Annotated in this window: 11 protein-coding genes and 2 tRNA genes; 6 read left to right on the top strand and 7 right to left on the bottom strand. The window is 63.2% G+C overall.

Annotation, left to right across the window (positions count from 1 at the left end; translation table 11 throughout):
- Nucleotides 1-176 precede the first annotated feature (176 nt).
- From U5A89_RS10490 to U5A89_RS10515, 6 genes are all read right to left on the bottom strand, one after another.
- Complete coding sequence (locus tag U5A89_RS10490) at nucleotides 177-1,805, bottom strand: alpha-D-glucose phosphate-specific phosphoglucomutase (RefSeq protein ID WP_338161082.1); 1,629 nt, start codon at nucleotides 1,803-1,805, stop codon at nucleotides 177-179.
- A gap of 167 nt (nucleotides 1,806-1,972) precedes the next feature.
- Nucleotides 1,973-2,542 (bottom strand): aminoacyl-tRNA hydrolase, encoded by a 570-nt coding sequence (gene pth, locus U5A89_RS10495; RefSeq protein WP_338161083.1) that lies wholly within the window; start codon nucleotides 2,540-2,542, stop codon nucleotides 1,973-1,975.
- A 155-nt stretch (nucleotides 2,543-2,697) separates the two neighbouring features.
- Nucleotides 2,698-3,318, bottom strand: a complete 621-nt coding sequence (locus U5A89_RS10500; RefSeq protein ID WP_338161084.1) for a 50S ribosomal protein L25/general stress protein Ctc — start codon at nucleotides 3,316-3,318, stop codon at nucleotides 2,698-2,700.
- 124 nt (nucleotides 3,319-3,442) lie between these two features.
- Nucleotides 3,443-3,616 carry a hypothetical protein gene (locus tag U5A89_RS10505; RefSeq protein WP_338161085.1) on the bottom strand — a complete coding sequence of 58 codons (174 nt, stop codon included), beginning with the start codon at nucleotides 3,614-3,616 and terminating at the stop codon, nucleotides 3,443-3,445.
- Between the two features lie 56 nt (nucleotides 3,617-3,672).
- Nucleotides 3,673-4,560 (bottom strand): TraB/GumN family protein, encoded by an 888-nt coding sequence (locus U5A89_RS10510; RefSeq protein WP_338163011.1) that lies wholly within the window; start codon nucleotides 4,558-4,560, stop codon nucleotides 3,673-3,675.
- Nucleotides 4,560-5,456 (bottom strand): TraB/GumN family protein, encoded by an 897-nt coding sequence (locus tag U5A89_RS10515; protein WP_338161086.1) that lies wholly within the window; start codon nucleotides 5,454-5,456, stop codon nucleotides 4,560-4,562. The genes U5A89_RS10510 and U5A89_RS10515 overlap by 1 nt, the downstream gene beginning before the upstream one ends.
- A 145-nt stretch (nucleotides 5,457-5,601) precedes the next feature.
- Between U5A89_RS10515 and U5A89_RS10520 the strand changes: the two genes are divergently transcribed.
- From U5A89_RS10520 to ppdK, 4 genes are all read left to right on the top strand, one after another.
- A complete protein-coding gene (locus U5A89_RS10520) occupies nucleotides 5,602-6,501 on the top strand; it encodes a glycine--tRNA ligase subunit alpha (RefSeq protein WP_338161087.1) in 900 nt (299 codons plus the stop codon).
- 55 nt (nucleotides 6,502-6,556) lie between these two features.
- Nucleotides 6,557-6,991 (top strand): endonuclease domain-containing protein, encoded by a 435-nt coding sequence (locus tag U5A89_RS10525; RefSeq protein WP_338161088.1) that lies wholly within the window; start codon nucleotides 6,557-6,559, stop codon nucleotides 6,989-6,991.
- Entirely contained in the window at nucleotides 6,988-9,396 is a 2,409-nt protein-coding gene (gene glyS / locus U5A89_RS10530) for a glycine--tRNA ligase subunit beta (RefSeq protein WP_338161089.1), read from the top strand. Before U5A89_RS10525 ends, glyS begins: the two co-directional genes overlap by 4 nt.
- Nucleotides 9,397-9,536: 140 nt before the next feature.
- On the top strand, nucleotides 9,537-12,239 hold the full coding sequence (ppdK, locus tag U5A89_RS10535) for a pyruvate, phosphate dikinase (protein WP_338161090.1): 2,703 nt from the start codon (nucleotides 9,537-9,539) through the stop codon (nucleotides 12,237-12,239).
- 52 nt (nucleotides 12,240-12,291) lie between these two features.
- Here ppdK and U5A89_RS10540 read toward each other — a convergent pair whose 3' ends face one another.
- Nucleotides 12,292-12,783 (bottom strand): hypothetical protein, encoded by a 492-nt coding sequence (locus U5A89_RS10540; protein WP_338161091.1) that lies wholly within the window; start codon nucleotides 12,781-12,783, stop codon nucleotides 12,292-12,294.
- A gap of 138 nt (nucleotides 12,784-12,921) precedes the next feature.
- Between U5A89_RS10540 and U5A89_RS10545 the strand changes: the two genes are divergently transcribed.
- A tRNA-Arg gene (locus U5A89_RS10545) sits at nucleotides 12,922-12,998 on the top strand.
- 57 nt (nucleotides 12,999-13,055) lie between these two features.
- Nucleotides 13,056-13,132: transfer RNA gene (locus U5A89_RS10550), tRNA-Arg, on the top strand.
- Nucleotides 13,133-13,143 lie beyond the last annotated feature (11 nt).

Below are 13,143 nucleotides of genomic sequence, written 5' to 3' on the forward strand. Positions count from 1 at the left end.
CGGATTGGCGACCAGTCGCATGACGCGACTTTCCCGCCTCTCTAATGCGCAGTCATGTCTATCTTGTTTCCCGATCGTTAGTTTGCGTCCCGCGCGAGGGAGGCTTGCGCCATGCATTTCGCGCGCAGTCGAGAGGCCACATCCAACGCCCCGTCGCGCGATCCGCGGTTTGACCGTCAGGTAATGACGCTGGGCTGGTCCATCCCGGTAAAGCCCGCAATATCTGCAACCTCCTGCGCGGCGGCGATCAGCGGGGCGAGGGCGTCGCCGGTTTCCAGCGTCAGGTCGCCGTCAGTGCCCATATAACGCTCGATATAGACACGCAACGTCGCGCCCTGCGTACCCGTGCCGGACAGGCGGAACACCACGCGCGATCCGTCCTCGAACAGGATACGGACGCCCTGATTCTTGCTGACCGATTGGTCGGTGGGGTCGGTATAGGCGAAATCATCCGCGCTCTTCACCGTCCCGCCGCTGTTGCTGGTGCCGGGCAGCGCCGCCAGCTTGCCGCGCAGCGCGGCCATCAGTGCGTCGGCCTTGTCCTTGGCGATCGCTTCATAATCGTGGCGGGCATAATAATTCCGCCCGTAGGTCGCCCAATGATCCGCCATGATCGCCCCGACGCTCTGCTGGCGCACCGCCAATATGTTGAGCCACAGCAGCACCGCCCAGATGCCGTCCTTCTCACGCACATGATCGGAACCGGTGCCCGCGCTTTCTTCGCCACAGATCGTCGCCATGCCCGCATCCAGCAGGTTGCCGAAGAATTTCCACCCCGTAGGCGTTTCGAACAGCGGTACGCCCAGCTTTTCCGCGACCCGGTCCGCCGCGCCGCTGGTCGGCATGGACCGCGCGATGCCCTTCAGGCCCGCGGCATAGCCCGGCGCCAGATGCGCATTGGCCGCCAGCACCGCCAGCGAATCCGAAGGCGTCACATAGCTGTGTCTGCCGATGATCAGGTTGCGGTCGCCATCGCCATCCGACGCCGCGCCGAAATCGGGCGCGTCGGCGGCCATCATCCGGTCGTACAGTTCTTTGGCATGGACCAGGTTCGGATCAGGATGGTGATGGCCGAAATCGGGCAGGGGGGTGCCATTCATCACCGTGCCCATAGGCGCGCCCAGGCGGCGTTCGAAAATCTCGACCGAATAGGGACCAGTCACTGCGCTCATGCTGTCGAAGGCGAGGGTGAAGCCGCCTGTGATTTGCGCGCGTATCGCGGCGAAATCGAACATGCTTTCCATCAGGTCGGCATAAGCGGTGACCGGATCGACCACTTCCACCGTCATGTCACCGATCCGGCTTTCGCCCAGCCTATCGATATCGACATCGGCGGCGTCGAGAATAGTGTAGCTGTCGATCACGCGCGATCGCGCGGCGATCGCGTCGGTTACCTTTTCCGGCGCGGGTCCGCCATTGCCGATATTATATTTGATGCCGAAATCCTCGTCCGGGCCGCCCGGATTATGGCTGGCCGACAGGATCAATCCGCCGAACGCCCCCGACGACCGGATCAGATGCGACGCGGCTGGGGTGGAGAGGATGCCGCCCTGGCCCACGATCACGCGACCAAAGCCGTTGGCCGCCGCCATCTTCAGCACGATCTGGATCACCTCGCGATTGAGGTAGCGCCCATCGCCGCCCACCACCAATACCTGCCCCGCAAAGCCTTCGAGGCTGTCGAACACCGACTGAACAAAATTCTCCGCATAATGGGGCTGCTGAAAGACGCGGACCTTCTTGCGCAGGCCCGATGTGCCGGGCGTCTGGTCGTCAAATGGCGTCGTGGCAACGGTCTGAATCACCCAATATCCCCTGAACGGCGGTTGTCGCGCGCCTTATGGCCCGGCAATGTCGCCATACGCAATCAGGTTAAGACGTTCGGGCACCTAGCTCCTTGTTCCCCGGCGAAAGCCGGGATCCAGTTCCACGCTCTAAACTGGATCCCGACCTTCGCCGGGAAACACCCAGCTCAATCCGCCAGCCGCAACGCGACCTCGTTCATGAAGCGGGCGTCGTCATTCTTCGCCAGCCATTCCGCCTCCGCGCCGATCGCGCCGAGCATGTCGAAAAGGGCGTCCATCTCGCTCTTGGCGTAATTACCTAGCACATAGCCATGGACCTTGTCCTTATGCCCCGGATGGCCGATGCCGATCCGCACCCGGCGGAAATCATTGCCGATATGCGCGTCGGTCGATCGCAGGCCGTTATGCCCCGCATTGCCACCGCCGCGCTTCACCTTGACCTTCATGGGCACAAGGTCGAGTTCGTCGTGGAACACGGTAACGTCCTGCGGCGTAAGCTTGTAGAAGCGCATCGCTTCGCCGACCGATCGCCCGCTTTCGTTCATGAAGGTGGCGGGTTTGAGCAGGATGACCTTCTCCGCGCCGATCCGCCCTTCCTGCACCCAGCCCTGGAATTGCTTCTTCGGCGGGGAAAAGCGATGCATGTCGGCGATCAGGTCCGCGACCATGAAGCCGACATTGTGCCGGTGCATCGCATATTGCTGCCCCGGATTGCCCAGGCCCGCCCAGATTTGCATGACACCAACCTTTCACAACAAACCCCGTTCGCCCTGAGCGAAGTCGAAGGGCTCGCCTGAACGAAGTGAAGGCATACTTCGCTTCGCTCAGTGGAGGGCTTCGACTTCGCTCAGCCCGAACGGGGCTGTTTATGCTCGTAAAGCAGAAGAAAGGCTTATTCGCCTTCGGCTGCTTCCTCGGCGTCCGCTTCGCCTTCGGCGCTCTTGAGCGCCGACGGGGCGACGACGGTCGCGATGGAGAAGTCCGTGTCCGCGTGCAAGGCAGTCGTGCCCTTGGGCAGCGTAACCGCGCTGATGTGCAGCGAATCGCCGACTTCCAGGCCGGTCAGATCGACGACGACTTCATCCGGAATGTTGGCGGCATCGACGACCAGTTCGATGTCGTGCGCCACGACGTTGAGCACGCCGCCCTTCTTCAGGCCCGGCGATGCGTCTTCATTCTCGAAGCGCACCGGCACATGCACGTGAACGGTGGCGTGTTCGGACACGCGCAGGAAGTCTGCGTGCAGCGGACGGTCGGTGACGGGGTGGAAGGCCACGTCCTTGGCGAGCGTGCGGACGGTCTTGCCGCCGACTTCGACCATGATGACCGAATTGAAGAAGTGGCCGGTGCCGAGCTGCTTGTTGAGGAGCTTTTCCTCGACATGGATCGACAGGGGTTCTTCGTTCATTCCATAGATGACGGCGGGTACGCGGCCCTCACGGCGGAGGGCGCGGGAGGCTCCCTTGCCTGCCCGATCGCGTGCCTCGGCCGACAGCGTAAGCTGCTCGCTCATTGCGTGTCTCCAAAAGCAAAATTGATGTACTTTCCCGCCACGCCTCCAGGGATGACCATAGCGGGAGGCGGCCCTTTAGCAGAAAAGGGCAGGAATGCAAGGGTCGAGGCCGACTGTTAGTGCCTCAGTCTGCATCGTGGAGGCGGGCGCACGCCGCAGCGGCCTGATCTTTAGTGAAACCAACCACGACACATTCTCTGATGCATCGGTTGTAGGGCGAATTGTAAAGACGCTGCGCCACCAAGATTGCCAAACCCACGGCGATGATCGTTGCCGATACAACGTAGAAGTTTTTCATTCAGCACCCCTCCGCTTCTTCCCGCGCCTCGACTCGGCCCGCGCGCTAGAGCATGGCTATTGCACCCGCGTCACCGTAAACCCCCTGGCCTCCAGCAGTTCGATCAGATTCTCCCGCCCCGTCAGGTGCCCAGCGCCCACCGCGATAAAAGGCCGCCCCTTCATCGGCTCGATCGCCTTCACCCAGTCGCGGTTGCGCGCGACCAGCACGGCTTCCTCGACCACCGGGTCGGGCTGTTCGCCAATCTGGTCCTCCTTGGCGATCGCTTCCATGTCGCCCTTGGACCAGGCGGTCAGGATGCGGTCATACAGCGCCTTCATGCCCTTGGCCTCATGCACGGTCTGGACCAGCAGTCGCGATTGCGCCGCTTCGGGCAGCGTGTCGAAGGCAGCGAACTGGCGCTCGACCGTCTCCAGCCCGCCGATCGGCTTCCCCGCTTTCTTGAAGGTCGCGATCAATACCGGCTCGACGCCATCGTCCTGGCTGACGCCCAAGCTCTGCTGGCTGGCCGCCGACAACAGCATCGCAGCGGCCCAGCTTTCATAGCCGGACAGCAGCTGGCTGTTCGTGCCGCCATCCGCCATCGCCTTCGTCAGCGCGGCCCGTTCGCCTTCCGGCACGCGCCGTTCCAGCGGGGGCAGGCCCGGACTGCGCCCGGTCTTCTCGAACAGCGACAGAGTCTTCTGTTCGTCCTGCAAGTCCGCGGCTTCCAGCACCAAACGGTCCGACGCCGTCATCGCGTCGCGGATGGTCGGCGTATCCCAGGCGATCCCCTTGGGCAGCACATGGATGGTGCCGAACAGCCAGCCGTTGAGCGCGCCGCGCTGCATCTGCCACAAAGCGGGACCGCCCTGCGACGCCGACTGCTTGGGTGCCGTATCCTGCCCGCAGGCCGCGACCAGCGTCAGCGTGCACAGGGCAAGCAGGCGGGTAAAGTGACGCATCATGGCTTCACCCCCTTCACGCGGCGGCTCGGCACGCCGATCATGCGCAACTGATCCTGCACGCTGCCCTTGCCCGCCAGATGGCCCGCGCCCACCGCGACGAAGACCGTGCCCGGCTGCGCCAGCCGCGCCTTGATCCACTTGGCCCAATTGGCGTTGCGCCCGGTCAGCAGCACCTGCGCCAATTCGGGCGTCGCTTCGAGCGATTTGTTCATCGATTTGGCCAGCTTGTCGGGCTGTCCCGCGGACCAATAGCGCAGCAGGTCGCCAAACTCGCTCTCCATTTCCGGCAATCCGTCGACGGTGGCGTTCAGGAATTGCAGTTGCTGCGCCATTGGCAGGCCCGCGAAGAAGCCGACCTGCTGCTCCACGGTTTCGAGCGCATCGACCTTCTTGCCCGCCGCCTCCGCCGTACTACGCAAAATCTTTTCCGCGCCCAGGTCGTTCTGATAGCCCATCCGCTCCAGCGGCGCGACCGACAGCGCCAGCCCGCTCATCCACGGATTGAACATATCGAACGTCTGCCAGGGCAGGCTGTTGGCGTCCATCGCCGCCTGATATTTCGCGCGCGCCTCCGGCGTCAGCCGGTCGAACAGCTTCACCCCGTCCTTCGCGATCGCCATACCTGCTATCGTCGCGCCGATCGACTTGGGATCGTCCGGCTCGATGATTTCCAGCACCAGTTCATCCGACCGGTCGAACGCGCGCTTCACATCGCCGTCGAACCAGTCGATGCCGGGCTTCATCACATGGACGGTGCCGAACAGATAGATGGTGGTGTCGGCATCCTGCACCGCCCACAGCGCCGGGGTGGCGACAGGGGCTTTGGCCTGGGCGGCAACGCCACCGATCATCAGCAAGGCGGCGCTCAAAGCCCGCATCAGTCTAGGGAGCATGGTCATGGCTCCTTCAATGGGGAGAGCGCGGCGTCAGGGCAAGCGGCTTAACCCTGTTTGCGGCGGCAGTCCCTTGACCATGATCATGCCATGCGCCAAGGCGCGGGGCAGAAATGTGCCAGATAGATACATTGAAGGACTAACCGTGGCCGAAGGCAAAATGCTTTCCTTCCAGGACCTGATCCTGACCCTCCACGCCTATTGGGGCAAACAGGGCTGCGTCATCCTGCAACCCTATGACATGGAAGTGGGCGCGGGCACCTTCCACCCCGCGACCACGCTGCGCGCGCTGGGGCCACAGCCCTGGAACGCCGCCTATGTCCAGCCCAGCCGCCGCCCGACCGACGGCCGCTATGGCGAAAATCCCAACCGGCTTCAGCATTATTACCAATATCAGGTGATCATGAAGCCCAGCCCGGCGAACCTACAGGAACTCTATCTGGGCAGCCTGGTGGAGATCGGCATCGATCCGCTGGTCCACGACATCCGCTTCGTCGAGGATGACTGGGAAAGCCCGACGCTAGGTGCCTGGGGACTGGGCTGGGAAGTCTGGTGCGACGGCATGGAAGTCACCCAGTTCACCTATTTCCAGCAGATGGGCGGCTACGACTGCAAGCCGGTCGCGGGCGAACTGACCTACGGCCTGGAACGGCTCGCCATGTATATTCAGGGCGTCGACAGCGTGTACGACCTCAAATTCAACGACGCCGGGGTCACCTATGGCGACGTGTTCCTGGCGAACGAACAGCAGATGTCGAAATGGAATTTCGAGGTCGCCGACACCGACAAGCTGTTCCGCTGGTTCAAGGATTGCCAGGCCGAATATGGCCGCTGCATCGACGCGAACGTCCCGCTCGCCGCCTATGACCAGGCGATCAAGGCCAGCCATGTGTTCAACCTGCTCCAGGCGCGCGGCGTGATATCGGTGCAGGAACGCGCCAGCTATATGAGCCAGGTCCGCGACATGGCGAAGGGCAGCTGCGAAGCGTGGATCGCCAGCAACAGCGCGGCGTGGACCGCCAAATTTCCGGGGTGGACGGCGTGAATCCTCCCGGGACGGGGAGGGGGACCGCGCCGCGCAGCGGCGTGGTGGAGGGGGCGTGCCCCAAGCGCGCCGCCCGGAAACCTACACCGCCCGGACATTGCGCCGTAATATGTCGCTGCCCGAAGTCCTGCTCTGGCAACGCCTGAGAGGCCAAGCCACCGGCCTGAAATTCCGGCGGCAACATCCGATCGGAAGCTATATCGCTGACTTCTATTGCAGCAGTTTGAAGCTGGTCGTTGAAGTTGATGGCGAAGCGCATAATCAGGGTGACAACCCGATACGCGATCTTCGTCGGGACAGGTTCATGGAAGAGAATGGATATCAGGTGCTTCGCATAGCCGCCTCTAAGATTTTGAAGGACGCTGAAAAAGTGGCCGCATCGATCGCTGCGCTTGGGGCAAGCCCCCTCCACCATCAGCCTGCGGCTGACGGTCCCCTCGAACGGAGTCACGTGCCTCCGTTCGACCGTGCCGGGGAGGAACTGCAATGACGGATTTCCTCCTTGAACTGCGCTGCGAGGAAATTCCCGCGCGTATGCAAATAAAGGCCAGCGAAGACCTCGCCCGCCTGTTCACCGAGGAACTGGCCAAGGCCGGCCTGACGCCCGCCGCCATCGACAGTTTCGTCACGCCCCGCCGCCTGGCGCTGATCGCGCGCGACCTGCCGCTGGAAACGGCCGCAGTCAGCGAAGAATTTAAAGGCCCGCGCACGTCCGCCCCCGCGCAGGCGCTGGACGGATTCCTGCGAAAGACCGGCCTGATCCAGGACCAGTTGGAAGACCGCGACGGCGTCTGGTTCGCCGTCGTCAACAAGCCCGGCCGCGCCACCATGGACGTCTTGGCGCAGGCCGTGCCCGCCGTCATTCGCGCTTTCCCCTGGCCCAAATCGATGCGCTGGGGCGTCGCCAGCCAGACGACCGAGAGCCTGCGCTGGGTCCGCCCGTTGAAGGGCATCGTCGCGATCCTGGGCGAACAGCGGGTCGATATCGATGTCGAAGGCGTACGCTCGGGCTATGCGACGCTCGGCCATCGCTTCCATCACCCCGGTGAGATCACCATCGGCGGCGCGGACGACTATGTCGAAAAGCTGCGCGCCTGCCACGTGATCGTCTCCCATCAGGAGCGCCAGGCGATCATCGCGGCAAAAGCCGACGAAGCCGCCGCCGTCCACGGTTACAGCGTGATCGAGGACAAGGGGCTGGTCGCGGAAAATGCGGGCCTGACCGAATGGCCGGTGCCGTTGCTGGGCGATTTCGATCCTGCCTTCCTGGAAGTGCCGCCCGAAGTCATCCAGCTGACGCTGCGCATCAACCAGAAATATTTCGTCCTGCGCGACGCCGCCGGGAAGCTGGCGCCCGCCTTCATCTGCACCGCGAATATCGACGCGACGGACGGCGGCGCGGCGATCGTCGCAGGCAACCGCAAAGTGCTGGCCGCACGCCTGAGCGACGCGCGCTTCTTCTGGGAGCAGGACCGCAAGACCGCGCTGGCGGATCACGCTAAAAAGCTGGAACGCATCACCTTCCACGAGAAACTGGGCACCGTCGCCGACAAGGTCGAGCGCGTCGCCAAGCTGGCGCGCTGGCTGGTGGAAGAGGGGATTGTCACGGCAGGAACCCTCTCCCTTGAGGGAGAGGGTAGGGAGAGGGTGCTCAACGCTGATGTAGTACGCGACGCCAGCGCCGAACCCCCTCACCCCAGCCCTCTCCCCGTCGGGGAGAGGGAGCAACTTGCCGACCTAGCCGAACAGGCCGCCCGCCTGTGCAAGGCCGACCTCGTCACCGAAATGGTCGGCGAGTTCCCCGAACTGCAAGGCATCATGGGCGGCTACTACGCCCGCGCCGAAGGCTTGCCCGATGCCGTCGCCGACGCGATCCGCGACCATTATAAGCCGGTCGGGCAGGGCGATGACGTACCGACCGCGCCGGTCACGGTGGCGGTGAGTTTGGCGGATAAGCTGGATACGCTGGTTGCATTCTTCAGTGAAGATATGCGCCCGAGCGGCTCTAAGGATCCATTTGCCCTTCGGCGCGCAGCGTTGTCGGTGCTAGCGATCATGAATACTAATCAACTTCGGCTAGCGATTTTGCCTAGTGTACTTTGCCAAGGGCTAAAATGGCTTCCATCTGACATAGTTGGTTTAGATGAAGTTTATCATCGTAGTGTTAATGAGATGCTCAACGATGCTGACAGCAATCAGGTTATGGTCGGCATTGAACAAGAAAAAGAGGCGTACGAGCATGAACGCACGCACCGTTGGCGAACGCACGACGGGCAATTCCTCGACTTCTTCGCCGACCGCCTCAAGGTCCAGCAGAAGGAAGCCGGCGTCCGCCACGACCTGATCGACGCGGTGTTTGCGCTGGGCGGTGAGCACGATCTCGTCCGCCTACTCGCCCGCGTCCATGCGCTCCAATCCTTTGTCGCGACCGACGACGGCGCAAACCTGCTCGCCGGCTACAAGCGCGCCGCCAATATCCTCAAGAAGGAAGCGCCGACCTCTCCATCCGTTCGCCCTGAGCCTGTCGAAGGGCCGGGCCGAGCGGAGCCGAGGCCTTCTGACGCTGCGGGCTTCGCTCACGCTCAGCCAAGTGCTTCGACTTCGCTCAGCACGAACGGGATTTCAGCCCTGTCCTACACGCCCGAAATAGCCGAAGCTGCGCTCATCGCCGCGCTCGACACGGCCGAGCCTCGCGCGGCGCAGGCCGTTGCTGACGAGCGGTTCGAAGAGGCCATGGCCGCGCTCGCCACCTTGCGCGCGCCGATCGACGCCTTCTTCGACACCGTCACCGTCAACGACGCCGATCCGGCCAAGCGGGACGCGCGTCTGGCATTGCTGGCCCGCGTCCGCCACGCGGTCCATAATGTCGCTGACTTTTCGAAGATTACGGGATGACGTAAGCAAATTTCAAAACATGCGGGAAAAGTGCGAAGTTAAGCTGTAATAATCCTATTCGATCGCACCTGATCCGGCTATTGCTGCCGGATTGTTGCAATGCACCATATCATCGGCAATCAGTGCAGGGAGAGCCGACAATGACTGAGACGAAAGAGGCCATCATGACCACGACCGCGACCCGTTATGTCTATCGTTTCGGCGGCGGGGTGGATGATGGCGGGCAGGGCGACCGCAACCTTTTGGGCGGCAAGGGCGCCAATCTGGACGGCATGGCCGCGATCGGCCTGCCGGTGCCCCCGGGCTTCACCATCACGACCGCCATGTGCACCCGCTATTATGAAGATGGCGGCACATATCCCGACAGCCTGAACGCCGAAGTCGCCAACGGCATCGCCCATATTGAGGGGATCACCGGCAAGACGTTCGGCAACCCCGCCGACCCGCTGCTGGTGTCGGTCCGTTCGGGCGCGCGCGCGTCGATGCCCGGCATGATGGACACGGTCCTCAATCTCGGCCTCAACGACGAAACCGTCATCGGCCTGGCGACCACGTCGGGCGACGAACGGTTCGCCTGGGATAGCTATCGCCGCTTCATTCAGATGTATTCCGACGTCGTGCTGGAACTGGACCATGGCGCGTTCGAAGAAGCGCTGGAAATCGCCAAGGAAGATAATGGCTACACGCTCGACACCGAACTGACCGCCGAAGACTGGAAGGCGCTGGTCGCCGAATATAAGGCGCTGGTGCAAAAGCTGTGGAACAAGCCCTTCCCGCAGGATGTGCATGACCAACTGTGGGGCGCGATCAGCGCCGTGTTCGGCTCCTGGCAGTCGGAACGCGCGAAGGTCTATCGCCGCCTCAACAACATCCCTGGCGAATGGGGCACCGCCGTCAATGTGCAGGCGATGGTGTTCGGCAATATGGGCGAAACGTCGGCCACCGGCGTCGCCTTCACCCGCGATCCCTCGACCGGCGAGAATGCCTATTATGGCGAATATCTGATCAACGCGCAGGGCGAAGATGTCGTCGCGGGCATCCGCACGCCGCAATATCTGACGCTGGCCGCGCGCGAGCGGGCAGGGGCCAAGCCGCTGTCGATGGAAGAGGCGATGCCGGAAACCTACGCCGAACTGGCGAACGTGTTCCAGATCCTCGAAACCCATTATCGCGACATGCAGGACATCGAATTTACCGTCCAGCAGGGCAAGTTGTGGATGCTGCAAACCCGGTCGGGCAAGCGCACCGCCAAGGCCGCGCTCAAAATGGCCGTGGACATGGCGCATGAAGGGTTGATCACCGAAGAAGAAGCCGTCGCCCGCGTCGATCCCGCCGCGCTCGACCAGCTTCTGCACCCCACGCTCGATCCCAGCGCACCGCGCGATGTGCTGACCAAGGGGCTGCCCGCGTCGCCCGGCGCGGCGTCCGGCGCGATCGTGTTCGACGCCGACACCGCCGAACGCCGCAACGAAATGGGCGACGCCGTTATCCTGGTGCGCGTCGAAACCAGCCCGGAAGATATTCACGGGATGCACGCGGCCAAGGGCATCCTGACCGCGCGTGGCGGCATGACCAGCCACGCCGCCGTGGTGGCGCGCGGCATGGGCCGCCCCTGCGTATCCGGCGCGGGCAGCCTGTCGATCGACAATGCCGCCAAGACGCTGCGCATCGGCGATCGCATCCTTAAGGAAGGCGATATCCTGACCATCGACGGGTCGACCGGCGAAGTGATGGCGGGCGAAGTCCCGACCGTGCAGCCCGAACTGGCGGGCGACTTCGGCACGCTGATGGTCTGGGCCGACAAGGTGCGCCGCCTCAAAGTCCGCGCCAACGCCGAAACCCCGCAGGACTGCACGGTCGCGCGGGAATTCGGCGCAGAAGGCGTGGGTCTGTGCCGCACCGAACATATGTTCTTCGACGCGGCCCGCATCACCGCCGTGCGCGAGATGATCCTGGCCGACAGCGAAAAGGGCCGCCGCACCGCGCTCGACAAGCTGCTGCCAGAACAGCGCGACGATTTCGCGCAGATCTTCATGGTCATGGCGGGCCTGCCCGTCACCATCCGCCTGCTCGATCCGCCGCTGCACGAATTCCTGCCCCATGGCGAAGCGGAGTTCGAGGAAGTGGCGAAGGGTGCGGGCGTCAGCGTCGACACGCTCAAGCGTCGCGCGTCCGAACTGCATGAATTCAACCCGATGCTGGGCCATCGCGGGTGCCGCTTGGGCGTCACCTATCCCGAAATCTATGAGATGCAGGCGCGCGCGATCTTCGAGGCCGCGCTGATCGTCAAGCAGCGTGGTGGCGAAGCGCCGATCCCGGAAATCATGATTCCGCTGGTCGCCACTCGCAAGGAACTGGAGCTGATGAAGGCGATCGTCGATCGCGTCGCCGCCGAAGTCTTCGCCGAGCAGGGCAATAGCGTCGAATATCTCGTCGGCACCATGATCGAACTGCCGCGCGCCGCGCTCAAGGCAGGCGAGATCGCGGAAGTCGGCGAGTTCTTCTCCTTCGGCACCAACGATCTGACGCAGACCACCATCGGCATCAGCCGCGACGATGCGGGCCGCTTCCTGACGCAATATGTGGACAAGGGCATCTTCGCCCGCGATCCCTTCGTCAGCATCGATGTGGAAGGTGTGGGCGAACTGATCCAGCTCGCTGCCGAACGCGGCCGGGCGACCCGCCCCGGCATCAAGCTCGGCATTTGCGGCGAACATGGCGGCGATCCGGCCTCGATCGCCTTCTGCGAACAGACCGGTCTCGACTATGTGTCGGCGTCGCCTTACCGCGTGCCGATCGCCCGACTGGCCGCGGCGCAAGCTGCGCTCGCGAACAAGGCATGAGAAAAAGGGCGGGGATCACTCCCCGCCCTTTTCGTATCACTCCACGCGGCGCTTATCCGAACAAGCCGCGCTTGGCTGGCTTTGTTTCCAGCGCCTGCGCCTGACCGCGCCAGTCTTCCTGCGCGATCGTGCCGGGGCTTAGGCCCAGCCGCGCTTCCAGCGTCGCTTCCTGCTCCGCGCTCAGCGTCGCGATCTGCTCGAAACGCTGATAGCCCGCCTCGTTCAGCGACACTTCCTGCGCCTGGCTGATGCCGTTGATGCGGCTCAGATCGTCGCGCACCGCTGCCTTGTCGGCAACGGCAGCGGTTCCAGCGACCGCCGCCGTGCCAGCGCCCACCGGCACCGCATGCCGTTCCAGTTCGCGGATACGCGTTTCGGACGCTTCGATCCGGGCGTCGCGATCCTTGATCGCCTGCCGGTGCAGCAATTGTTCGTCGCGCCACGCCCGGCGATATTTGCCGCGCCCGCTCATCATCAGGCCGAAGATTATGCCGATCACCAGCGCAATCAGCAGCAGGGCCAGGTCGTTCAGGGTAAAGCTCATGACGGATCCTCCTGCCCATCCGAACGGCGCAGCATCGCAAAAGTTGCCGCATATTCGTTGCGGGCCTGAAACAGGTCGCAAAAGTGCAAAAAAGGGGCTTGCCCAATCCGCCAAGCGCTTCTATCTGCGCGTCTCCACGCACCCATAGCTCAGCTGGATAGAGCATCAGACTACGAATTTGAGGGTCGGGCGTTCGAATCGCTCTGGGTGCACCATTTTTTCGAGGGCTTTCTGGTCCGGGCTTTCAGCCACGGTCTGCTGGTCTTTCTCACGCACCCATAGCTCAGCTGGATAGAGCATCAGACTACGAATTTGAGGGTCGGGCGTTCGAATTGCTCTGGGTGCACCATCTTATTGACG

The organism is Sphingobium sp. HWE2-09 (genome assembly GCF_035989265.1).
Lineage (GTDB): Bacteria > Pseudomonadota > Alphaproteobacteria > Sphingomonadales > Sphingomonadaceae > Sphingobium.